This window comes from Haloarcula quadrata (assembly GCF_003634715.1).
Lineage (GTDB): Archaea > Halobacteriota > Halobacteria > Halobacteriales > Haloarculaceae > Haloarcula > Haloarcula marismortui.
In genome coordinates this window covers 178,402-201,665 of record NZ_RBWW01000003.1, presented here as the reverse complement: position 1 = coordinate 201,665, position 23,264 = coordinate 178,402, and the positions used below count along the sequence as shown (strand labels likewise).

At 55.6% G+C, this 23,264-nt stretch carries 23 protein-coding genes and 2 pseudogenes; 17 read left to right on the top strand and 8 right to left on the bottom strand.

Annotated elements, in window-relative coordinates; all coding sequences use genetic code 11:
• The first annotated feature begins 304 nt into the window (after window positions 1-304).
• From BDK61_RS21605 to BDK61_RS21560, 9 genes are all read left to right on the top strand, one after another.
• Window positions 305-1,579, top strand: coding sequence for an IS4-like element ISHma1 family transposase (locus BDK61_RS21605; RefSeq protein ID WP_011222252.1), 1,275 nt, complete (start codon window positions 305-307; stop codon window positions 1,577-1,579).
• A 706-nt stretch (window positions 1,580-2,285) separates the two neighbouring features.
• The gene (locus BDK61_RS21595) at window positions 2,286-4,091 is read left to right on the top strand and encodes an SWIM zinc finger family protein (protein WP_121304666.1); all 1,806 of its coding nucleotides are present in this window, start codon (window positions 2,286-2,288) and stop codon (window positions 4,089-4,091) included.
• A 111-nt stretch (window positions 4,092-4,202) separates the two neighbouring features.
• Window positions 4,203-4,856, top strand: coding sequence for a hypothetical protein (locus tag BDK61_RS21590; protein WP_148709171.1), 654 nt, complete (start codon window positions 4,203-4,205; stop codon window positions 4,854-4,856).
• An 82-nt stretch (window positions 4,857-4,938) separates the two neighbouring features.
• Window positions 4,939-6,213 (top strand): IS4-like element ISHma1 family transposase, encoded by a 1,275-nt coding sequence (locus BDK61_RS21585; protein WP_121302325.1) that lies wholly within the window; start codon window positions 4,939-4,941, stop codon window positions 6,211-6,213.
• A 308-nt stretch (window positions 6,214-6,521) separates the two neighbouring features.
• The gene (locus BDK61_RS24035; RefSeq protein ID WP_244209988.1) at window positions 6,522-8,192 is read left to right on the top strand and encodes a hypothetical protein; all 1,671 of its coding nucleotides are present in this window, start codon (window positions 6,522-6,524) and stop codon (window positions 8,190-8,192) included.
• 91 nt (window positions 8,193-8,283) lie between these two features.
• Window positions 8,284-8,652, top strand: a complete 369-nt coding sequence (locus BDK61_RS21575) for a calcium-binding protein (protein ID WP_121304662.1) — start codon at window positions 8,284-8,286, stop codon at window positions 8,650-8,652.
• Between the two features lie 24 nt (window positions 8,653-8,676).
• Window positions 8,677-9,171 carry a zinc ribbon domain-containing protein gene (locus tag BDK61_RS21570; protein ID WP_121304660.1) on the top strand — a complete coding sequence of 165 codons (495 nt, stop codon included), beginning with the start codon at window positions 8,677-8,679 and terminating at the stop codon, window positions 9,169-9,171.
• A 122-nt stretch (window positions 9,172-9,293) separates the two neighbouring features.
• A complete protein-coding gene (locus BDK61_RS21565) occupies window positions 9,294-10,100 on the top strand; it encodes a recombinase family protein (protein ID WP_121304658.1) in 807 nt (268 codons plus the stop codon).
• Between the two features lie 134 nt (window positions 10,101-10,234).
• On the top strand, window positions 10,235-11,137 hold the full coding sequence (locus BDK61_RS21560; RefSeq protein WP_121304656.1) for a response regulator: 903 nt from the start codon (window positions 10,235-10,237) through the stop codon (window positions 11,135-11,137).
• 1 nt (window position 11,138) lies between these two features.
• Here the strand turns inward: BDK61_RS21560 and BDK61_RS21555 are convergent, their stop codons facing one another.
• Entirely contained in the window at window positions 11,139-12,104 is a 966-nt protein-coding gene (locus tag BDK61_RS21555; RefSeq protein WP_121302811.1) for an IS1595 family transposase, read from the bottom strand.
• Window positions 12,105-12,184: 80 nt separating this feature from the next.
• Here BDK61_RS21555 and BDK61_RS24420 point away from each other — a divergent pair.
• The 3 genes and pseudogenes from BDK61_RS24420 to BDK61_RS21545 form a co-directional block, all read left to right on the top strand.
• A pseudogene (locus tag BDK61_RS24420) lies at window positions 12,185-12,502 on the top strand (GAF domain-containing protein); the annotation flags it as partial.
• A 66-nt stretch (window positions 12,503-12,568) separates the two neighbouring features.
• Complete coding sequence (locus BDK61_RS21550) at window positions 12,569-13,675, top strand: sensor histidine kinase (RefSeq protein ID WP_244209986.1); 1,107 nt, start codon at window positions 12,569-12,571, stop codon at window positions 13,673-13,675.
• A 160-nt stretch (window positions 13,676-13,835) separates the two neighbouring features.
• On the top strand, window positions 13,836-14,195 hold the full coding sequence (locus tag BDK61_RS21545; protein ID WP_121304653.1) for a hypothetical protein: 360 nt from the start codon (window positions 13,836-13,838) through the stop codon (window positions 14,193-14,195).
• A gap of 190 nt (window positions 14,196-14,385) precedes the next feature.
• Here BDK61_RS21545 and BDK61_RS21540 read toward each other — a convergent pair whose 3' ends face one another.
• On the bottom strand, window positions 14,386-16,188 hold the full coding sequence (locus BDK61_RS21540) for an MBL fold metallo-hydrolase (protein WP_121304651.1): 1,803 nt from the start codon (window positions 16,186-16,188) through the stop codon (window positions 14,386-14,388).
• 157 nt (window positions 16,189-16,345) lie between these two features.
• Between BDK61_RS21540 and BDK61_RS21535 the strand changes: the two genes are divergently transcribed.
• Complete coding sequence (locus tag BDK61_RS21535) at window positions 16,346-17,023, top strand: hypothetical protein (protein ID WP_121304649.1); 678 nt, start codon at window positions 16,346-16,348, stop codon at window positions 17,021-17,023.
• Window positions 17,024-17,065: 42 nt separating this feature from the next.
• Here the strand turns inward: BDK61_RS21535 and BDK61_RS21530 are convergent, their stop codons facing one another.
• Both BDK61_RS21530 and BDK61_RS21525 read right to left on the bottom strand, forming a co-directional pair.
• On the bottom strand, window positions 17,066-17,404 hold the full coding sequence (locus tag BDK61_RS21530) for a hypothetical protein (protein WP_121304647.1): 339 nt from the start codon (window positions 17,402-17,404) through the stop codon (window positions 17,066-17,068).
• Window positions 17,401-17,724 carry a MarR family transcriptional regulator gene (locus BDK61_RS21525; protein ID WP_121304645.1) on the bottom strand — a complete coding sequence of 108 codons (324 nt, stop codon included), beginning with the start codon at window positions 17,722-17,724 and terminating at the stop codon, window positions 17,401-17,403. Before BDK61_RS21525 ends, BDK61_RS21530 begins: the two co-directional genes overlap by 4 nt.
• Before the next feature lie 250 nt (window positions 17,725-17,974).
• On the opposite strand from BDK61_RS21525, the gene BDK61_RS21520 reads away from it, so the two are divergent.
• Window positions 17,975-18,178, top strand: a complete 204-nt coding sequence (locus BDK61_RS21520) for a hypothetical protein (protein ID WP_121304643.1) — start codon at window positions 17,975-17,977, stop codon at window positions 18,176-18,178.
• A gap of 2 nt (window positions 18,179-18,180) precedes the next feature.
• Here BDK61_RS21520 and BDK61_RS21515 read toward each other — a convergent pair whose 3' ends face one another.
• A complete protein-coding gene (locus tag BDK61_RS21515; RefSeq protein WP_121304641.1) occupies window positions 18,181-18,894 on the bottom strand; it encodes a DNA-binding protein in 714 nt (237 codons plus the stop codon).
• Between the two features lie 21 nt (window positions 18,895-18,915).
• Window positions 18,916-19,581, bottom strand: a pseudogene (locus BDK61_RS21510) (replication factor A); the annotation flags it as partial.
• Between the two features lie 115 nt (window positions 19,582-19,696).
• Here BDK61_RS21510 and BDK61_RS21505 point away from each other — a divergent pair.
• The gene (locus BDK61_RS21505; protein ID WP_121302325.1) at window positions 19,697-20,971 is read left to right on the top strand and encodes an IS4-like element ISHma1 family transposase; all 1,275 of its coding nucleotides are present in this window, start codon (window positions 19,697-19,699) and stop codon (window positions 20,969-20,971) included.
• Here the strand turns inward: BDK61_RS21505 and BDK61_RS21500 are convergent.
• Window positions 20,968-21,267 (bottom strand): hypothetical protein, encoded by a 300-nt coding sequence (locus BDK61_RS21500; protein ID WP_244209982.1) that lies wholly within the window; start codon window positions 21,265-21,267, stop codon window positions 20,968-20,970. The two genes, BDK61_RS21505 and BDK61_RS21500, sit on opposite strands and share 4 nt — an antisense overlap.
• A gap of 278 nt (window positions 21,268-21,545) precedes the next feature.
• Here BDK61_RS21500 and BDK61_RS21495 point away from each other — a divergent pair, with 278 nt between their 5' ends.
• Window positions 21,546-21,830, top strand: coding sequence for a helix-turn-helix transcriptional regulator (locus BDK61_RS21495; RefSeq protein WP_121304529.1), 285 nt, complete (start codon window positions 21,546-21,548; stop codon window positions 21,828-21,830).
• Between the two features lie 349 nt (window positions 21,831-22,179).
• The gene (locus BDK61_RS21485) at window positions 22,180-22,524 is read left to right on the top strand and encodes an ester cyclase (protein ID WP_167467416.1); all 345 of its coding nucleotides are present in this window, start codon (window positions 22,180-22,182) and stop codon (window positions 22,522-22,524) included.
• On the opposite strand, the gene BDK61_RS21480 is transcribed toward BDK61_RS21485, so the two are convergent.
• Window positions 22,498-23,262, bottom strand: coding sequence for a helix-turn-helix domain-containing protein (locus BDK61_RS21480; RefSeq protein WP_121304635.1), 765 nt, complete (start codon window positions 23,260-23,262; stop codon window positions 22,498-22,500). The two genes, BDK61_RS21485 and BDK61_RS21480, sit on opposite strands and share 27 nt — an antisense overlap.
• Window positions 23,263-23,264 lie beyond the last annotated feature (2 nt).

Here is a 23,264-nt window from a genome sequence, read left to right as displayed (position 1 = left end):
TCCACGAGAACCATAGGTTCAAGCCCTGAGCGTGAGACGGACTCTAATTGCTAAATTTGCTGGTTTTACACTCTTTCACCCCCCGTGGAGGTCAATTGACCTGGAGCTAAATGGAGACCAACCCGTCAATAGTTACACTCTCATACCCCCCGTCTCCCGGTGGTAGAACTGATGATTGAAGCAACTCACCATCTGTCTTTAGCTAAGAGACGAACCACGTGACAGCAGCGGCTTATCGAGGCTACTTTTCGAGAGGAATGAGGAGGAGTCCGCTGTGCACACTGACACCTCCTCGTCGAGAATCATGCGTCGGCTCACTACACTGTTTCCCTCCGAGTTCCTCGAAGAGCACGCCGAGGAACTCGGCGTGGTCGAGCGAGAGGGCAAGCTTCAGATTCCTGTCCTCGTGTGGGCGCTCGTGTTCGGCTTCGCCGCAGGCGAGAGCCGAACACTCGCTGGGTTTAGACGCTGCTACAACGCTACAGCTGACGAACCGATCTCTTCTGGCGGTTTCTATCACCGGTTGACGCCTACTCTTGCAGAGTATCTCCGCGACCTCGTCGAGGCCGCGCTCGACGAGGTCGCTGTCCCTGATGCTGTTGACGCTGATATCGACCGATTCAGGGACGTGATGATCGCTGATGGAACCGTGTTGCGGTTGCACGAGTTCCTCTCTGATGAGTTTCAAGCCCGCCACGAGGAGCAGGCTGGAGCGAAGCTCCACCTGCTCCACAACGCCACCGACCAGACGATTGAACGGATCGATGTGACTGATGAGAAAACGCACGACAGCGCGCTGTTCAAGACGGGATCGTGGCTGCAAGGACGACTGGTTCTGTTTGATCGGGCGTACTTCAAATACCGCCGCTTTGCGTTGATCGACGAGAACGACGGCTACTTTGTGAGTCGGCTGAAGCAGAACGCAAATCCGGTGATAACGGCGGAATTACGGGAATGGCGCGGCCGCGCCATTCCCTTGGAGGGCAAGCAGATCCACGACGTGGTCAATGATCTCTCGCGGAAGTACATCGACGTAGAGGTGGAAGCAGAATTCAAGCGCGGCCAGTACGAGGGAACTCGGTCGCTGGACACGAAGCGGTTTCGCGTCGTCGGCGTCCGCAACGAGGACGCCGACGACTACCACCTGTACATCACGAATCTGCCGAGAGAGGAGTTTCTCCCGGCGGATCTAGCGACGCTGTATCGGTGTCGATGGGAGGTAGAAACGTTGTTCCGTGAGTTGAAAACGCAGTACGAACTGGACGAATTCGACACGAACAACCCTGATGTCGTGAAAATTCTACTATACGCTGCGTTGCTGTCACTGCTGGTGAGCCGAGAGTTGTTGGATCTGGTCACCGAGCAGGCCGACGATGAGATCGTGTTTCCGCCGGAACGCTGGGCGGCGACCTTCCGGTCGCACGCCCAGCTCATCCTCCACGAACTCGGTGAGTACCTCGGCTACTCGCCACCGCCGTTGCTGGAGCGGCTGATCGAGGATGCTCAGAAGATCCACCAACAACGACCGATCTTACAAGAGACGCTCGCTACCGCTACACAACCGAGGTGTGAGTCTTAGCTAAAGACGAATGAGCAACTCACATATTAACTAACGGTCCTCGATATACTACGCTCTGTGTTGGTCAATAGGAACTCTCAGCGTCTTATCGATGTCGTCAACGTAGCAGACAATAGCGTGTCAGTCTGTTTCACGAAGTTGGCCATCGACTTCGTACAGCCAGCCTCGTTCGAGGAGCCGATCAAGAACGTAGGTCGCTTGCTCCTCGGTTTCGATATGGTTGACCTCGGTGAAGAGGACCTTGTGGACCGCTTACAGAGTTCTTTTCTGTCCAACGCGTACGTTGTCTCAAGTGATTCGTAGGCGTTCTGTATCCATTGTGGTAGAGATGGCTGGTCGGTACGTCGCATCTGGTGTATCTGGTGTGAATTAGAGGTGATAGCTGGCAATCTCTGTTGAGTAACACTTCGGACATCGTTCTCGACTGGTGTCGATCATGCACCCGCACCGACGGCACTCATATCTGACTTCTCGCTGAGATTCGGAAACGGCTGCTCGCAGGTTTTGGAGCATATGTTAGACTTTAACAGCCCATGACAAATAGATAGCCCGTCTTTTGCCCTCACAGCTCGTGATTAGCGCGATAATCACGACCACTGGAGAGGCTACTTTCAAATCCTGAAACCGTTCGACACCCGGTATCCACACTGCTCACGGATGACACAGAGCAGAATATAACACTGTCTCTCTTGTAGCAGTCACCATCATGAATGATGGCGAGTGGCCACCCCTGACGGAAGCGACGATCAGGGAACTGGCCAGATCCAACTCCTATCAGCGGGGACAGTCGTACTACGAGCAGGGAGCAGTCAGTGACGTGGTGCGACGCGGAGACAGAGTCAGGGCTGATGTCGAGGGAAGCCAGTACCAGCCCTACACAATCACAATCGAGTTCCAAGACGCTGGCGTTGATCACACGGACTGTTCCTGTCCCTACGACCACGGTGGAATCTGCAAACACCGGGTTGCCGTACTGTTAACGTGTCTCCGCGACCCCGAGCGTGTGCGTGCCCAGCCTCCGCTGTCGGACCTGCTCGCTGATGCGGATCGAGAGACTCTAGAGGAGTTGCTCGTCGAACTCGCTGCGGAGCGGCCAGACGTGTCTGACTGGTTCGAAACGCGTCTCGAAACCAGTGCAGTCGCCGACGAGGCAGCCACTGACGAGTCGGTCTCGGTCAACTTGGAGTCGATTCAGCGGCAGGCCAAGCATACATTGCCAAAGCCGGGCCAGCGCGGTCACAACGACGCCTATGCGGAAGCGCAGCGGATGGCCGGGGAACTGGACGAACTTCTCGAACAGGCACGGCTGGCCATCGAGGCTGATGACGGCGAGACGGCACTCGATGTTCTCGAAGCCATCACAGAGGTCCTCGTGACCAACAAGTGGACCGGGCTGTTGCCACACGATGTCTCGGACCTCTTCGAGACGATCGACGATCTTGGTGAGTTGTTCGTTGAGGCAGTCCTCACAGCCGGTCTGCCCGAGGAAGAGCGAGCCGACTGGGAGCAGCAACTGAGAGAGTGGGACGAAGATACGACGTTCGCGCATTTCATGGGTGGTACGGTCCTGGGTGCTGCTGCCGACGCGGTGATAGAGGGGTGGGACGACGACCGTGTCCAGCAGGCACTGGAGGGCGACCTCGACCACGGCGAATTCGGGGAAGACAGCCAGCGTTGGCACGCGCCCGACGTGGTCGATGTCCGCCTGCGTATCCTCGCCCGTCAGGACCGTCACGAAGCGTATCTGAACCTCTCGCGAGCAGCAGGGGCCGACCTCGCCCACGCGGAGATGCTGGTCGAAGTGGGACGTATCGAGAACGCAGTCGAGTACGGGGTCGACCACCTGTTGGACCCTGAATCGCTGCTCTCGCTGGCACAGACCCTCAGAGAGCAGGGCCACACGGATGCGGCCTTCACTGTCGCCGAACACGGGCTGACAGTCAAGGAATATGGACAAGACACATTGGCAGAATGGCTCCGTGATCGGGCAGCCAGCGCTGGTGAAGACGACCTCGCACTCGAAGCAGCCATCACTGCGTTCGAGACGAGTCCGTCAGTGAGTGCCTTCGAAGCGGTTGAAGAACTCGCGGCCGATGACTGGGAGACGATCAAGACTGACCTGCTGGAGTATCTCCGAACCGAACAGCCCGGCGGCAGGACTGCTGCTCGGGCAGCAGAGGTGTTCATCCGCGAGGGCGAGTACGACGACGCAATCACCCTTGCGAAGCGAAGCAGCCGGACCAGCGTCATCGAACCCGTCGTTGAGGCAGTGACCGAGGAGCGGCCAGACTGGGTGGTCAGAACGTGCAAAGCCCAGGCTGAACCGATTGTCGAACAGGGCAAACACGATAGCTACGAGACAGCCGTCCGGTGGCTCAGACGCGCGGGCGAAGCGGCACAGGCGGCCGACGAACTGGATGAGTGGCGCGAATACGTCGAGACGGTGCGGGACAAACACTATCAGAAGTACAAGCTGCGGCCGATGCTGGACGACTTGTTAGAGGAGTTCTGAAGTATGAGATGGCCGTTTGACCGATATGGACACGTTCAGATACGCATTGGCATACGTCTCGGGGGGGACTCGGTGTCGCCAACTCGAGGCGAGACAGTGAGGTGAGCATGAATGGTTGAGATGGGGCTGACGCCCACAGATCGATGGCATCTGCTGGGTAAACACGGTTGTCACTACGTCGAGTCGGCGGAGTTCGTGGAGACGAGGGAGTTCGACGAACTCGCGTTGATACGTCCTGAATTGGGAATCCCTGGCGTGCCGAGTGACGTCGGTGGTCCAGACGCGAGGTGGTGCCGTCACTGCGAAGATACCATCGATGATATGCGATCCAGACGGTACAACGCTGTCGGAAATATGAAATCGCAGGTCCCGTATCGTGATATTTCGTGGCAGACCGTCGACTGTGCAGGGGACTGCCCATGGTGTGGCAAGGCCGACAGTGCAACCCAGTACGACGACTACCTGGACGAAACTGTCTGCCCGGCCTGTGCCTGGAAGTACAACAACGGACCCGACGTTGAGGACCCCCCGGAGACGGATTTGAGACAGGAGAAACCGACCGACGAAGTCGATCCGGTTCGATACACCTACTACACAGGCAATGCTGATCGACCGCCGGACGAGCCGTCGCCGTCCGAATCCCATGAACAGGCCCGCCAGCGCGCTGCCGACGAGCACCGACCGTACGTCGAAGTGAAAATCAAAGCCAAGTACGCTGACGTAGTCTGTGACCATCCGTCTTTAGCTAAGATGAGAACCGCGTGACAGCGACGGCTTATCGAGGCTATTTTTCGAGAGGAATGAGGAGGAGAAGTCTGTGCACAACCCTCGCTCCTCAACGAGAATCATGCGTCGGCTCACTACGCTTTTTCCCTCTGAGTTCCTCGAAGAGCACGCCGAGGAACTCGGCGTGGTCGAGCGAGAAGGCAAGCTTCAGATTCCTGTCCTCGTGTGGGCGCTCGTGTTCGGCTTCGCCGCAGGCGAGAGCCGAACACTCGCTGGGTTCAGGCGCTGCTACAACGCCACAGCTGACGAACCGATCTCTTCTGGCGGCTTCTATCACCGGTTGACACCGACGCTGGCAGAGTATCTCCGCGACCTCGTCGAGCGCGGCCTCGACGAGGTCGCTGTTCCAGACGCTTTTGACGCTGATATCGACCGATTCAGGGACGTGATGATCGCTGATGGAACAGTGTTGCGGTTGCACGAATTCCTCTCTGATGAGTTCCAAGCCCGTCACGAGGAGCAGGCTGGAGCGAAGCTCCACCTGCTCCACAACGCCACCGACCAGACAATTGAACGGATCGACGTAACGGACGAGAAAACGCACGACAGCACGCTGTTCAACACAGGTTCGTGGCTACAAGGACGGCTAGTTCTGTTCGATCGAGCGTACTTCAAGTACCGCCGTTTCGCGTTGATCGACGAGAACGATGGCTACTTCGTGAGTCGGCTGAAGCAGAACGCGAATCCGGTGATAACGGCGGAATTACGGGAATGGCGCGGCCGCGCCATTCCCTTGGAGGGCAAGCAGATCCACGATGTGGTCGATGACCTCTCGCGGAAGTACATCGACGTAGAGGTCGAAGCGGAATTCAAGCGAGGGCAGTACGAGGGAACGCGGTCACTGGATACGAAGCGGTTCCGCGTCGTCGGCGTCCGCAACGAGGACGCCGACGACTACCATCTCTACATAACGAATCTGCCGAGAGAGGAGTTCCTGCCGTCAGATCTAGCGACGCTGTACCGGTGTCGATGGGAAGTAGAAACTCTGTTCCGTGAGTTGAAGACGCAGTATGAACTGGACGAATTCGACACGAACAACCCTGATGTCGTGAAAATTCTACTATACGCTGCGTTGCTGTCACTGCTGGTGAGCCGGGAGTTGTTGGATCTGGTCACCGAGCAGGCCGACGATGAGATCGTGTTTCCGCCGGAACGCTGGGCGGCGACCTTCCGGTCGCACGCCCAGCTCATCCTCCACAAACTCGGCGAGTACCTCGGTTACTCGCCACCGCCGTTGTTGGAGCGGCTAATCGAAGACGCTCAGAAGATTCATCAGCAACGGCCGATCTTACAGGAGACACTCGCTACCGCTACACAACCGAGGTGTGAGTCTTAGCTAAAGACGAATGAGTCTGTGACATTGCCGGAACTGGCTACCGGTTTACGCCAGCCACCATCGAGGAAATCGAATCACTCCAAGCAGAGCAGAAGACCAAGACCGACGCCGACCCGGATCATAAATCGTATGTCCGGACGGATGTCGGACCACACGGGACCCACGTCCGGACCGCGACGATCTTTCCCGACGACGCGAGACGCCACGCGGACGACCTCGCAGCAATCGCTGCTGACCCGTCGAACTGGCAGTGACTTCCCAACCGTCGAATCGTAGCCACTTTGACATGGACGCTCCAGAGAACTTCTATGGACCCATCTGGCTCTGGTCGGTCAGACCAACAGTACGAATCGATGCTCGACCGGGTCGATACGCTGCTGTCGACGTTCACTGACAGCGACCACTTCGCCGACCTCACCAGACACCAGCAACAGGAAGCGACGTTTGTTGTCGAAGGGGTCGCCGAATTGCTCTACGGCTACGAGGATACCACGCTTGAGGAGTGTGACAGGTCGAGTCTCGAAACGGTCTGTACTCGCATCTACCCGGCAAAGATGAGCGTCGAGCCGGATCACTTCGGCGCAGTCGGACCGGTGCTGGCAGCATTCTTCCGGTTTCTCGGTGACCGCGACTACCATATGGACGGAGAGGACCTCGCTGCCCACGTCGAGGGACTCCGTGACGATATCGTCACGGCTGCCGCAGATTCCGGAACAGGGAGCCTGGCCACGTCCACGGCGATGGGGGCTGTGGACAGCGGTGTCTCGCCGGAATTCATGTCCGGCGACATGGGGGACCCGTCGGTCGAACCGGACATCGGGATGTCAGAATTAGGCCTGACACCGGACGAGACTGCAGCACTCGACGACGCTCTCGACGCGCTCTCGCCCGAGTCCAGGGAGACGCTGGAGACGGTTACTGAAGCGCTCCTCGATCCGACCATGCCCGCAAGCCAGGAGGCAGTCTTCGATGTTGTCGACGTGACACGCGAGGAGTATCAGGCCGCCATGGACGAGGCGCTGGCGAACCTTCAAGACGGTGACGCGTTCAGGGGGCCCGGCAACGATCAGGATCCGTCGGTGCTGGATACCGACCAGGCAGAATGGTTTCTCGAACTGTACGGGCGATTGCTCGTGTACGTCAACAGTCGGTTCGACGTTGTACCAGAAATCGATAGCTACGAGGAGTTCAGCACGGCGTTTCTTGACGAGATTCGCCCGATCCGCGACCGTCTGTATCACGAGGCTGATACTGAAGCGATCATTACAGAGTTCGTCACGGAGAACCCGGCCGGGCTGTCCGAGTCGGCACTCTCACAGGTCGAAGAGTGGATTGCATACGAAACGGACGAATTTGCGGTTGTGGAACACCGAGAGAGAGATACAGTCTTTCTCGATCCCGAGCAGCCACGCGCGTTCGCTGTCACAGCCGTTCACGACCCGTACCCGGAGAAGTTCCCGCCAGCGGAACTCCCGATGCCGGTCGCGGATGTTGTCTTGCTGCCGTTCGAGGACACGATTGTGAGTGACGGCTGGCTTCGTCCTGATCCAATCCTGCTCGGCGCGTGGGATATGCTGCTGGACACCGATCTCGATGCGACCGACGAGGAAGCCAGACACAGGTATGGGGTTGCCGCGACGCTCCCGCCAGAAGACGAACCTGACCGTTCCGACGCCGAGAAACTGCGATTTTATACCAAGAACAAGGAGAATCGCGAGCGTTTTGCCGAAGAGATCAACCGTCTGAAGAACGAAAGTGAGGAGCTCGCTCGCATCTATCACCAGCAGATCGGGAAGGGTCGAGCGCGGAGTCTTGGGCGCGAGTTCCGCGAGATGGGTCTCGACGAAGCATACGTCGCTATCTACGACGGACAGGTCGTCGCCACGGCTCCGACCGAGTCAGCAGTACGGGATACACTCTCGGACATCATGCCCGACGGCACGACAGACCATCCGTATATCTACCACTACGATCCCTGAGAACCCACTTTCGCAGTCCTCCTCACAACTGGCCAACCTCCCTTGATCGGGAGCCGGAATCCCTTCCTGCTGGGTAGCCCTACTGCTGGGCATGGGACGAGGAGAAAAGGATGAGGACCGGGAAGAGCGAATCAGGATGGAGATCGTCGTCGATGCGTATGAACGCCATGAACGAGTCAGTGGCTGGTACGTGTATCTCGAGGAACGGCTGGACACACCGTTTGAGGCCCGGTGTATCGAAGAACGTGACGTATCTCCACTTACTGATGGCGAGACGGTACGCGTCGTGAGGATGTCCCCAATCGATGCGTGTGAGAGCGAAATGTTCGTGACTGTCGACTGGGGGGGCCGAGAGTTGGGTGTCCCGTTGGCACAGTTGGAGCCAGTGGATGCACCGGGTGAGACAGCGCAGGCAATCGCGGACTGGCACTACTGGGATCGGCGAAACTATAGCTTCTAATCGGGTAGGCTCGGTTGACAACGTATGCGAGTGCGCTATTACGCCGATGCGGAGGTCCGGAACTGGCACAAACAGGCACTTCGCTGCCTGACGACGGTACACGATCAGCATGATATCACGGTGGAGATAGAGCGTATCGACGAACAGCATGGACAACTGCCAGAGTTCCCTGGCGAGGTACGGTCAACAACGCCCGAGGATGTCTACGAGCGCGATCTCAAACGGAATCAGACGCTGAACAAGCGTATCAACGAGACCCCATCACAGGCGTACAAACGCCATGGGACACTCGAAATTGCTGGGAATGTGGCGGTTGTGGCTGACGAGGGATCGGTCGAATGGGCCTCGACACTGCCGGGCTACGTCGATGGGTACATGCCCGGTGTCGAATCCGAGACGGCGATGGACTTTTTGGAGGACATCGCCGCAGACCCGAACAGTCGAATTTGCACCGAGTGCTGTGTCCAATTGGACGGCAGCGAACAGTTCTGTCCGGGCTGTGGCACTGATCTTTCCTGAGCTGGCTCGCGCTCTCAAACTTCTGTTCGGAACTTTGTAACAATTCCCGCAAGAAGGTAGTGCTTTCTACGGTCCCGCGAAAAGGTCCGTGGTTTATATATTCAGCCCCTGCCGCAAGAAGTATGCCTGAAATCGGGATCTACGCCCGTGTCTCAACAACAGACCAAGACCCACAGCGACAGCTTGACGAACTGCGTACATTCGCTCAAGACACATATGACGACCCAGAAATTCACGAGTATGCAGACATCATCAGTGGGACCGAGACTGACCGCGGAGACGAGTACCAGCGGCTTCGCGGGGATATCGAAGATGGGCACTTGGACACTATCGTTGTCCACGAACTCTCGCGACTTTCCAGACTCGGTGCCGGCGAGATCCATGAATTCCTCGAATTCTGCCTTAGCCACGAAACAGGCATACGGGACTTGGAAGTGGGACTGGAAATCAGCCTCGAAGATGACCTCGTCGACAGAGCGGTGAGCCAGCTTATTGCTGGAGTAATGGGCGACCTCGCGCGTGTCGAGCACAAACAGAAGCTCCGCCGGATTCAATCCGGTATCGACGCTGCGAAAGCCGCTGGCCGATGGACTGGGCGGCCCCCAGCTGGGTTCGATATCGAAGATGGCTATCTTCGGATCAACGCCGACGAGTTCCTGACCGTTCGACGAGCGCTCGAGCGCGTCGAGCAAGGCTACACCTATCCCGAAGCCGCTGATGGCACCCCAGTCGCTGAGTCAACGCTCCGGTCCCTCTACGACGACCGGCGTGATCTCTACTTCTATGGTGAGGCTACCGATGACCGGCTTCAAGCCGCTGTACAACAACTAAATCCGCTTGAGGAACCTGATATCCCCAGTGAGACAACCCTTCCAGAGCAAGAGATCCGCACTATCGTTCGCGACGAGATTCGCCGCCACCAGCAATAGGCATCAGACCGATAGCAAACAGTCCCACGCATCCGCTAACTTAACCACCGAATAGTGTCGTGTTTATATCATATATTTTCGTCTCAGGCTACATCTGAAGCAACATACTAGTAGTCTGCATCCGATTTGACCCTATGGATGATGTTGTTCAGGTGTTACACGTTGAACGAGACTTGGAGTTCGCACGTAGAACAGCTGAACAACTTGAGCAAGTAAACAGTCAGCTACAGGTCACGACTGTTCTTGGATCGGGCTCTGCATTCCAGACGCTCAGTAATGATGAATACGACTGCATCGTTTCAGAGTATCGACTCCCAAATGGTACAGGGCTTGAACTTTTTGACCAGATTCAGCGTAACTACCCTAATCTCCCATTTATACTGTTTACTGAGCACGGGAGTGAGTCAATTGCCGGTGACGCTGTTACTGCGGGTATCTCTGACTATCTTCAGAAGTCGGAAGCCGACGACGACTATGAATTACTAGCAGATAGTATCAGTAACGCTGTCACAGCCAACGAAACTGTGATTGAGGCAACTCGGGAGCGCCGCCGGTTCGAACAGGTACTGAAGACTGTCCCGAGTTGTGTAGTTCAACTCAATCGGGACGGACAATTTGTTTTTGCAAACGACAGGGCCGAGACCGTCTTGGGGTTAAGACAAGCAGAACTAGAGGAGCGTGCGTATAACGATCCTGAATGGGATATCAAAGACCTTGACGGGAACCCGATCCCTGATAATGAATTACCGTTCGCGCGTGTCTTATATGACGGTGAACAAGTGCGGGACCGGCACACAATCAGGTGGCCCGATGGGAAGAAGCGTGTACTCGCTGTGAACGGTGCACCAGTCATGAATGAAGGGTCCGTGGAGAGTGTCGTTTGCTCGCTCACAGACATCACCGATCGCTACCGACGCGAGCGCCGCCTTGAGAAGCTTCACGAAGCGACTCACGAGTTGTACGATGCTGAAACGAAACAAGAAGTCGCACAGATCACCAGCGACACAGCAGACGCTATTCTTGAGGCTCTTACATAACTCAGCGAAACACGTTGACGACGAAGCAGTCAAGAAGGCCGTGTAGTGGTGCTCCAGCGAGGTTTAACGTCCGTACGAACCCGTAGGTTCGGACGGACTGCTCCAATCCAGGCTTGGAGAGGCCGCGGAACTTCTGTAGCCATGGATTCACTAGCGACCAGAGGCATTCGACTTGGTTGATGTGGACGCCGTCATCAGTGACAAATTCTTCGGAGTGAACAACGGTCTGCTCGTTCTTGTAGACGAGTGGCGCGTACCCGCGCCACCCGTCGTGCCAGACCTCATCCAGTTTCCCTGAGAGAATCTCTACCTCATCAAGTGCTGGTTTGAGTTCTTCCGGTTGAGCACCTGGCTCGGCGCGAATTACACGAAGTACATCACGACAGGCACCGATCAGCGTCATGGTATCGCCAGGTGCTCCTTCCCACCGTGATCGCCCCCCTTCCCCAGAGCCGCCGCGGGAAAGCCCATCCCGCGGCGGCGTCTGTCCCTTGTAACCAGAGCACTTGTGGCCGGTTTCGTCGATCTGAGTTGGGCCGTCGATAGCGTGTTGGATGCGCTCCCAGACGAGGTAGAAGCCGCGCTGGAAGGCGGCTTCTACCTCTCGAATCGTGGAATGAACCGTGTCGTAGACCGCTTCGAAGAGCTGGGTGATTTGGTGGATGCTGAGAAGTGTGTCGGCATAGAGGACGAACGCAATGACGATTTCGCCAGGAGAGAGAGTGCGGCCTTCGAAGGGCGTGTTGCGGGTGTAGGAGAAGACATAGCGGCAGTTGGTGCACCAGACCCGGGGACTGCCGTCCCCGGACTGGATGGCGGTTTCACCACACTCCGGGCAAGGAGCTTGTTCCCATGCCTGCTTACAGCGCCGCTCGATTTCCTCATCGAGCGGCTCTGGGCGCAACACTATTGACGTGAGCTCAACAATATCCTGTAGCATCCCGCCGAAGGCTGTTTGATTGTACATAGCAACTAGCCTACGGCGGGATGCTGTAATTCTCGGGGTACTGTTTCACTCAGTTCGGTAAGAGCCTTCTTGATTTTGAATTGAACGGTGTCCATTTCTACGATGAACAGGCAGGTGGGCTGAAACCCGTAGCAGTGTCAGACCGAACACAGCGCGTTACTGATGAGTTAGTGACCTTTGATCACGGGATTGCTTGGGAAACGTTTCAGTCTGGTAAAATCAGACAATACGACGACATCCACACCGCTGATAATATATACAATCCTGAAACGGAATTCCGAAGCGGATTGTATTTCCCGCTTGGGGAACACGGTATTCTACTCGCGAATTCAACCCAGCGTGGCGATTTCGATGATACTGATGTCTCGTTAGGGCAACTCCTTGCGGAAAATGCAAAGAGTGCACTCGATCGTGTCGAACGAGAGCGGCGGCTTGCGCTTCTCCAAGAGCGAACAAGTGCTCTAATGCAAACTACGACCACGGCTAAGACGGTTGATCTTACTGTTGATGCCGCAGCTGAGATCCTTGGAACGAGTCTCTCTGGGTTTATTCAGGAAGACGAGCGCGAAGAAGTCTTACGCCCCCTCTCTACGACTGACGCACTCGCAGCGGAATTTAGCACGTACGATGGCTTCGTATATGACACAGATGGTGACCCCATCAGTAGCTTTCTGTGGGATGTGTACAATTCGGGCACACCAGAATATGTGGGTGACGCGAGCGAGCACCCAGCGCTCCCATCAGATACCCCAGCCCGCAGTGCGTTGTTGTATCCACTGGAGTCGTACGGACTCCTCGTGTTCGCAGCTAAAGCGCCAGACGCGTTTGACAGGACAGATAAGCGATTCGGCTGGATTCTTGCTTCGACACTTGAGACAGCGTTGGAGCGTGTCGACCGAGAAAGACTCCTCCGTGACCAGACACAGAAGCTTACGAGACAGAACCAGCAGCTTGAGGAGTTCGCACAGACTGTCACACATGATCTCCGGAATCCACTGCAGGTCCTACGAGGGACACTTGATGGCGTTCGCAAAACGACTGATGTCAACCATCTTGACCGGGGCTATAGGGCACTTGACCGGATGGAGACACTCATTGATGATGTGCTCATGCTCGCCCAAGATGGACAACTAATCGACGACACAGAGATGGTTTCGCTTGCATCACTCGCTGATGACTGCTGGGACGTTCTGGAGACCGCTGATGCTGAACTGATGATAAATGACGATATGGAGTTTGAGGCTGACTCAGGACGCGTCCGCCAACTTCTTGAGAATCTCTTTGCCAATGCAGTGACTCACGCTGGTACAGACGTGACCGTCACAGTTGGTACACTTACAAATGGATTCTTCGTTAGTGACGACGGATCAGGGATCGATCCAGTAGAGCGTAACCAGATTTTCACTGACGGCTATACAAGCACAAGAAGCGGTACCGGATTCGGACTCTCAATCGTCAAGCAGATTGCTGACGCCCATGACTGGGATGCAACCATAGCAGAGAGTCCCAGTGGCGGAGCACAGATTGAGTTTACTGGTCTCGATGTGGCGTCGACCCAGACAGACAATTAAAATGCCTCTCCCGCGTTCTGCAAGTCGTGTCTCCTTTGATAGCATCCTTCTTATCAAGCCCATCCAGTTCAATTTTGTCAGGGCGGCGGTCTGTTGTCATTACTTGTCCTAACACCAACTGGGGCGTAATGTTTGTGTCTCAGAATGACGACAATCACGTATGGCCGAGACATATGCTCTCAGCATCCACGTTGAATCCTACGAGTTCAGCGGAGAATTCTATCTGGTTGGCGACAGATACGACACAGGTGGAGAAGTGCTGAAACACGTGGCAACCGATCATATCTTGGCGATGAAGCAACGCCCACACGCCGCTGAATACCTTCTTGAAACGCTCCAAGAGGGCGAGAACGTGAGCAAGTCCGAGTACGAGCAGGCAGACCCAGATGTCTCCTGTGGACTCCACTTCGATGTTGACCACCAGCAGTTTCGGTTCTGGGTCGGCGACTACTCCGTCGACATTGGGCGACAGCCGACAAAGAGCGACCTTCGCTCAATCGCTGACGACCTCCCAGTGTAGCCCCAGTCATCGCATTGATACGGATTGTCGTTACTTCCCGAACGAGTAGAGGGAGTGCTGTCTGAACGCCATAAAACAGTCAGCTTTTGTATGATTTAACCGGCGGTCTTTGGTGCTACTGCGGCTCAGATCGAGACAGCTCCAATCTACTAATCCGAACAAGGAAAATATACTTAGACACCTGTGGCGGTCAATTAATCATATCACGAACGATGGCTCTGACCTCCGCCTCAGAGAGTCCATCATTGCGGGTATCAGCAATCTCTTCGCTCAGGGCGGTGACGGTGTCGTGGAGGTCGTCAATCTGTGTTCGGATCTCACCACTGGAACTGGTCACGTCTTCTGATAGCGTTGCTGCGTCTATATCTGGATCTCGTTCGATCGGAATCGGTGTGAGGAGTCGCGCTCGAGACAGTTGCTCACTCGATTCCACATTGTCCATCAAGTGAGCTCCAAAGCCCTCTTGGGCGTATGCAGGCCCGTGGATGAGTGTAATAGTCTCTGGTGAGATGTCGCGAGCAAACGAGAGGAGCCCATTTTGTGCAGCGTGGGCGCTCAGTCCGGACAATGAGTGGAGCCAGCGGGTCGGAACCGTCATTCGGGTTTTGGTTCCATCGTCCGTTTCAACCCACGAAATGCGGTCTGAAGCCGGCCAATCGTTGCCAAATGGATTTGTATCGACTAACCGTGTCGCCTTTTCAGTCCCGCTTTTCTTTGCGTTCTGGAGTGCGTTCCCGAGCGTGCCGTTTGCTTGGTAGCCGGTCGGCACGACGTGACCGTCGTCATATCGAGCGATCAGTTCACCAAGATAGCGAGGGGAGTTCCCGCCACTGAGCATACCGGACGGAGCGAGGATAATTGGGACTTGCTCGCCTCTTGCAGGCGCGAACCGTTCGAATATACGTCGGCGCTCTCGGTCTGTCCGCGGCGTTGTGATCCCACTTGGCAGAAAGGGCGTCGTCATGCCAGTCTCAGTAGCGCGATTGACGACACCAGTGTCATAGTACATATTATCGGTGACATAGTCGTGATAGTGATCTGTAATGTCTTGAGCCATGCCGTCGACAACAAGCTGGTAGTCAACTCCAATCTCTCCAGGGAGGGCATGGCCTCGGTCGTTGAACATCAGGAGCAGCGTCTGTGCACGCCCAGTCGCGAAGGTTGGGATGAGGACTGGCTCGCCGTTTCGAATTGCGTCACCGAGCAGTTCGAACAACTCCGTGCCAGCATCGCTCAGTGACCGATGGCTATGCGTTGCACCGTATGTGCTTTCGATGAAGAGGTGGTCTGCCTGTGGCGGCACATCTATATCGGGGAGTTGTTTTGCCCGACCGCCGATATCTCCTGAGAAAACGACTCGGTGGCCATGGGATTCGAATGCGAACCACGCTGAACCAAGCAGATGCGCTGCATTCCCCACTTGGAGCGTGAGCGGTTCAACTTCGTCGGTTTCCGGGATGAGATTTCGAACTGTGAGTGGCTCAGTATCGGTATCAGTGGTGTATTCGATAGCGCTGAACCGGCGGAACACGGATTCGACATCAGCTTCAGTGAACTGTTGTTCTGCAGGTCCATCAGCGGTTTCGCGGAGGTGCAGCTTCAGCGAATCTTGGAGGAGGGTCTGGGCTATCTGAATCGTCGGCTCCGTCGCGAAGATTTTCGCATCGTCATCAAGCAGCCCCCTATTCTCGAGGACAGGGAGCCCACCAGAGTGATCGATGTGTGCATGGGTGAGAAAGACAGAATCGACATCGTCGGGCGAAAGCCCACGCAGATCAGGGAACTTGTCACCTCCGCCCTGTGAGAGCCCACAGTCAATGAGGTACGTCCCATACTGCGTATCTAATTGGTAGCAGCTCCGTCCGACTTCGCGCCCGCCGCCCCTCGGCGTGACGGCCATTGGCATATCATCGGTTGTGGTGATATCGAAATGCGAAAGCGGGGCAAATGACTCATCAATATCGCTTGGGAGCCATGGAGTCTCTGTGTTCATGCTGGCTATATGTGACGTAGCAGCCGCTGTATTGATATGTCTGGTTTCTATTATCGTGGGGAGTCCAGAGTTCGCGGGAAGCCATACGCATCATGGCTGCAGCACAGCCTGAGACAGTCCGACAGAATTACCAACGGAGCCTATCCATCTGATTGTGATGCCCTCCAACCAGCAGCTTGCGCGCCCCCAGCAGGTGCTAACTATCGCCAACAGCTACCTCAAGCGCGAGCGTCCAGCGACTGCATTGCTACCTGTAGCTGCTTTGCTTGTCGTTGCCGGTGTGTTTGCCGTCACGTCTTTTCTACCCGCCATCGTTGTGGGTGGCCTCCTGACCACTGGGTTTCTTGTACCACTTATTCAGCCCCGTGGTACAGTTCGGCTCCGAACAGACACTGATGTGACGAGCGTAGTCGACTCGTTTACCAGTCCGGTCCCGCCAATCCTCCCGCTTCAGTGGGGCACTGCAGACGAAGTTGTTGTTGAAGACGGTATTCCAGTGTATACACTCTCGTATCTATTCGGCCTCCGTTCGGTCGAAATCTCACTACACAGAGACAGTAGATCGATATCCGACGGAAGTCACCGTATCAACCTCCAACTTCGGATGGACGGCACTCCTTGGTCGAGATACGCTGTCGACGTCTATGACCAAGACGGACAGGCCGAAATCGAGTACGAGTACGAGGCTGACCAGCGCCTTGGATTACGCCGTCTTCCACAGCGGCTTATTGCTGACCGGTACTTTGAGGCGGCGCTACGGGCGCAGGGATATACTGTCGTTGAACGAAACAGGAGCGTTACTCGCTACCTCAAGCAATTGGGGTGTGGAAGTTAGTGGGTCGCTCTAAGTGCTGAAAATAAACTGATAGGGCGAGTTTCAATCTAGTCCTCCGATGAGCGTTGCTGCCTCTCGGGCGATAGTATCAACGGTGTCTGCTCTCAGTTGCCCTTCAATTTCAGCAACATCGGCGTGCTTAATCGTGACCAGAACCCACGGGTTGACGTAACTTTCACGAGAGAGTCCGCCACTTGTGAAGTCTGTTTCGGCAAGCGGGATTGCAGCGGAACGACGTGTCGTCGTGACAACCGTATAGACAGCTTCTTCATCACGAAATGGTGGATCTTCTGTGCTCAGACAGACGTATGGGCGATATTCGTGTGGTCCCAAAAGGTCCGGTCCTTTCACAACCGTGCCCCGGGTGTATTGCTCGGTCATGTGTCTGTGTCAGCGTAGTAGTCGTCAGTTGTTGATGCCGAGCTTGCAGCCTGCTGTGCTGCGAACGAGGCGAGCCGGTCGTCGTCTGCGATAGCCCAGTAGCGGCCACGATGGCGGACTAGTCCTCGGTCTTCCAACCGTGACAGCACGACACCGACGCTCCCGCGAGGGATGTCGGTTGCCTCGTAAATCTCAGTCTGTGTAAACGCTTGGTCGTCATTGGCTGTTAAAAAAGTGAGAATCCTGTGGGGCTGTGTTCCCTCGGTAATGTTGAGGGTATCTTCGGACTCATCTTCGAACCGATCAATGTTGATTGGCATGTGTAGCAATATGTTATAGAATGTAATAAACTGTTTGATGCAGTCAATCCGCGGACCTACCGAGTAGTCGTTTCATCTACTCTCACGGGTGCAAACTGTCTTCGCAACGACTGATACCGGTACATCTAATCGTTTTTGAGTGCTACCATCGTTGAAGCCAACGCCCTTGGATAAGAACTGATGAGTAAAACTGTATTAACGACATATGAGGCGTAATCGCCCACCTGGCTCGTTGGGAGCCGCCTATGATATGCTGTATGAGGATATTAATCCCGGAGAGAGCATCGAGGTTGATACCGCCGTGACCAAAGTGCGTGAGACAGAGCGCTCAGTCGGTACCGCTGAGCACGTAGTTGAACGACTGGTTGACCGTGGCTACCTGTACAAGGTTGACGGACAGCTGTATATTACCGAGCATCGGGATGGCTCGCAAGACCCGGAAAGCGAGCAGTAGCCTTACGAGTTGAGGTCAGTCGTATCGAAGTCGCCGATGTCGCCACCCGACTGTGACGTACTGTCTTCGTCTGCTGAGACCTCTGTGGCACTACCGGATGCGTCCTCTGCTGTGGTTGGTGTCGCGTCACCAGTTTGGTCCTGCGAGGTCGGGGCAGTTTCGGCGTCGTCGGTGAGTTCTTCGAGCGCTTGGATCACGGTTTGTCGGTACTGGTCAGGATCGGTGTCATACTCTTCGCGAGCCATGGCAGCGTACTCGTTGGTATCGTCGTCGAAGCGTTTGAGACGCTCAAGAGTTCGCTTCGCTGTTTCTGTCACCCAGCGATTGCGGGTGTCTGCATCAACAACGGTCAGGTGCTCTGGTCGGAGCGAGACGTTGGTGTCGCCGTCGTCGGTTTCATAGGTGCGGGGCTTGCCAACGAGCGCAACGAAGACAGGCGGGTCAACCTCTCGTAGCATTGCGGCTGCTTCGGGCTGGTACTGCCCAGCATACGTGAAGAACGTCCCTGTGGGCCCGACAATTCGGCCCTGCCAGTATTCATCATCGCTGCCGACATCGTCGGTTTCGGTCAGGGTGCCGACGACAAACACACGGTTTGCTTTCGCGCCTGTCGGGAGCAGGGCATAGACGGGTGCGCGGTCATCATCTGACTCCCGGAAGGTGTAGCCTGCATCGTTGAATTCCCCAGCGAAGGCTCGCTGTGCGAGTTCACGCATCGGGGCTTGTCCTTGGCTCATTTAGATCGACCTCGCAGTGATGAGGAGTTGTTCTGGATCATGCATCTCGGCGAGTTGCTCGAACTCGTTGACGAGCAAATACCGGCCCAGTTCAGGGCCTTGAACGCGATAGTACCGCCCAAGCATCACCTCACGTATCTCGTCGGCGACGACGCTTGTATCTAAAGCGTCCATGGCCATCTCTTGTGCTTGAGACAGCGTAATATCGGCGACCTGCTCAGTCGCATCTCTGTCGAAGATGACCTCCTGGACTGTATCGCCGTTGTCAATCACGCCCTTGATGCGGAGGTCGAACTCGCCTTCACCCTCGCCGTGTTCACTGCATCGCCCGTTTTGGAGGACACGTGTGCAATCGTCTTCGGGGCAGCGTTTGATCAGCCCGCTGCCTGACTGGATATCGACGAGCGCCCCTTCAGCATCGGTGGTGTCATCGCCGACTTCGATATCCCGGTCGAGTGCTTCGATGGTGGTGGTGCGATTGAGTTTGACCGAGTACTGGCCTTGGTACTCATCAGTGACGACATTTCCAAGGCGGTAGACTTGGCCTTCAGTGAGTGCTTCGAGGTCGGATTTGGCCCACTTGGTGAACTTGATGGTTCCAGTTTCGTCACCGAGGAGGCCGACTTGTGCTATCGAGTCGCTACGGGGCTCCCAGAGGTCGGCGACCATCCGTCTTTAGCTAAGATGAGAACCGCGTGACAGCGACGGCTTATCGAGGCTATTTTTCGAGAGGAATGAGGAGGAGAAGTCTGTGCACAACCCTCGCTCCTCAACGAGAATCATGCGTCGGCTCACTACGCTTTTTCCCTCTGAGTTCCTCGAAGAGCACGCCGAGGAACTCGGCGTGGTCGAGCGAGAAGGCAAGCTTCAGATTCCTGTCCTCGTGTGGGCGCTCGTGTTCGGCTTCGCCGCAGGCGAGAGCCGAACACTCGCTGGGTTCAGGCGCTGCTACAACGCCACAGCTGACGAACCGATCTCTTCTGGCGGCTTCTATCACCGGTTGACACCGACGCTGGCAGAGTATCTCCGCGACCTCGTCGAGCGCGGCCTCGACGAGGTCGCTGTTCCAGACGCTTTTGACGCTGATATCGACCGATTCAGGGACGTGATGATCGCTGATGGAACAGTGTTGCGGTTGCACGAATTCCTCTCTGATGAGTTCCAAGCCCGTCACGAGGAGCAGGCTGGAGCGAAGCTCCACCTGCTCCACAACGCCACCGACCAGACAATTGAACGGATCGACGTAACGGACGAGAAAACGCACGACAGCACGCTGTTCAACACAGGTTCGTGGCTACAAGGACGGCTAGTTCTGTTCGATCGAGCGTACTTCAAGTACCGCCGTTTCGCGTTGATCGACGAGAACGATGGCTACTTCGTGAGTCGGCTGAAGCAGAACGCGAATCCGGTGATAACGGCGGAATTACGGGAATGGCGCGGCCGCGCCATTCCCTTGGAGGGCAAGCAGATCCACGATGTGGTCGATGACCTCTCGCGGAAGTACATCGACGTAGAGGTCGAAGCGGAATTCAAGCGAGGGCAGTACGAGGGAACGCGGTCACTGGATACGAAGCGGTTCCGCGTCGTCGGCGTCCGCAACGAGGACGCCGACGACTACCATCTCTACATAACGAATCTGCCGAGAGAGGAGTTCCTGCCGTCAGATCTAGCGACGCTGTACCGGTGTCGATGGGAAGTAGAAACTCTGTTCCGTGAGTTGAAGACGCAGTATGAACTGGACGAATTCGACACGAACAACCCTGATGTCGTGAAAATTCTACTATACGCTGCGTTGCTGTCACTGCTGGTGAGCCGGGAGTTGTTGGATCTGGTCACCGAGCAGGCCGACGATGAGATCGTGTTTCCGCCGGAACGCTGGGCGGCGACCTTCCGGTCGCACGCCCAGCTCATCCTCCACAAACTCGGCGAGTACCTCGGTTACTCGCCACCGCCGTTGTTGGAGCGGCTAATCGAAGACGCTCAGAAGATTCATCAGCAACGGCCGATCTTACAGGAGACACTCGCTACCGCTACACAACCGAGGTGTGAGTCTTAGCTAAAGACGAATGGGTCGGCGACTTTCGCGGTGATATCGACCCACTGTTCGGCTTCGGTAATTTCCTCGAGATCGACCTGTTGATTCTCGTTCTCGCTGCTGACATCGTCACGGTCGACATCGCTGTCGGAAAGATAGGTACTTACGACACTGCGTTGAGCTTCGTCGAGCGGGACTCTGTAGTCGTCGACAAGTGTGGTGAGCCGTTCCTTAATGTCGTCGAGGGAGGCATCAACTGATTCTGGTAACTGGTCGTGGATGTCTTGGGCTTCCTGCTGTATATCAGAGTTGCTCATAGTGTTCTCCGTCTCGTTTGCGATGGGAGACGGCTGGCGGTACGCTTGGCGTGGTCTAAAACCCATGCAAATCGTGGTGAAAGTGAAGCTGTGCCACTCCGACTGTCCCGTGCCAATCACTGGACAGCGGCCGACTGGTTTCGGATGTGAGTCGATCTGGTTTCCTCGTATATACACACGCTTTCCTCTGCCGGAGGTGGGCCTTGTGCTCTCTCTGATGAGCGTGGTACAGTGGGTTCACTGGGATTAACCATGCCAGGCTGGTAGTTAGCGGTGAAATGCACGATCTAACCGGTTTCCAACGTGACCTACTCTATATAGTACATGGGCTGGCCGAGCCCCATGGCCTAGCGATCAAAGACGAGATAGATGAGTACTATCAGCAAGATATCTATCACGGGAGGCTATACCCAAATCTGGACACGCTTGTTGAGAAAGGACTCGTCGAAAAAGGAGAGAAAGACGGGCGGACCAATGTCTATGCAACCACACAGCGTGGTGAACGAGAGCTTACTGCTCGGAGTGAATGGGAGAACCAGCACATAACCACTCACCCTTCCTGACAGCTTGTATCAGGGGCAGCATCGTAGTTCACGCAGTAGCTATTTTTCAGCGCTGAGTGGTTGAATACGCTGTTCGATAAATGTGCCTATTGAGACACAGCGTGTGGACATAGCAAGTTGCGAAGCACTACTATCGTGGACATTATTTGAATGAGTGCTGTTTTCATTTCTATGCCCTCTGAGAAGCAGTGCCCAGACTGTGACGAGTCATTAGAGCAAATGAAACTGAATGAAAGCCACGGACAGCCATCGATAGTTCCAACGGAAGGCGGCTTTTTTGACCGACTAATGTCGGGAAGTCTCACACCGGTTCCATATGTCTGTCCTGAGTGCAAACGGACGTTACTATATGCAGAAGAGTAAGAAACTCCATACAGACGATGTCTCGCATCATGGGCCTAACGGAACCGTAACCGGCGTCAAGAAGTTTGCCGATCACGACTTTGGTCTATTTGATGCCGTTCCTGATCTTACATATGCGGTGGAAGAGTCATTTGGAGGCGAAAATTGGGCAGTGGCCCGATTTACACTCCACGGGACTCACGAAGCAGAACTGTTTGGGATCAAGCCGACTGGAGAAGAGTTCGAGCTATCCTCGATGTCGATTTTCCATCTTGAAGACGGTCAAATTGCTGAAATCTGGACGGAGGCGGACAGGCTCGGGTTGTTAGAACAGTTCGGCATACTTGACTAACCTCGCGGTGAGGGGCCGAAGTGACAATCCAGACATAGGCCCGCTACTGGTATTCTTTTTAATACAGCTTCTCGTTGTCTGGTGGAGGGTAGCCGACTTGACCAGTGTCGATTCGAGTCGCCGTAACCGGTTGCTAATGGTGGCGTTGGTAACTCCCATTGTCTCCGCCAACTCCTTTTGGGTCGTTTCTCGTGGAACCTCGTAGTAGCCAGCGCGGAGCGCCTCATTGAGGAGATCGCGTTGTTTCTGACTCAGCGCCTGCATTGGTCCAGCGAGGGCCTTATCATACTCACCAGTTCGGACAAGGGACACATCAATCTCGTCCGGGAGCGCGTCAAGGGCATCGCTGAGCGCGCCTTCTGGCCCCATGAGCGTTATTTGCACACCTCGACTGGCCGATTCGGTCACAAACTGGACCGGCCATCTTAGAACGACAGTATGCTCGAAGATGGATTTTAGAAAGGCGTCGAATAGAGGTGTGGATTCGAAGTGTACATACACGAGTCCATTCTCGTCTTCTGATAGCTTGTAGTCTAGAACATCGGATGCATCTTCGAGTTGCTCTACGAGAGTCGCAGTCTCACCGTGAAACTGTGTCAGTTCCACATACGTCCCATCGCCCACTGGGTTGACGTAGTGCACCGCTTCGAACTGGACTTCAGGTGCCGCGGCGATAGCTCTATCCAGCGGATGTAATCGAGCGGTTTCCCAAGATATAATGACTGTTGTGTATCTCATGA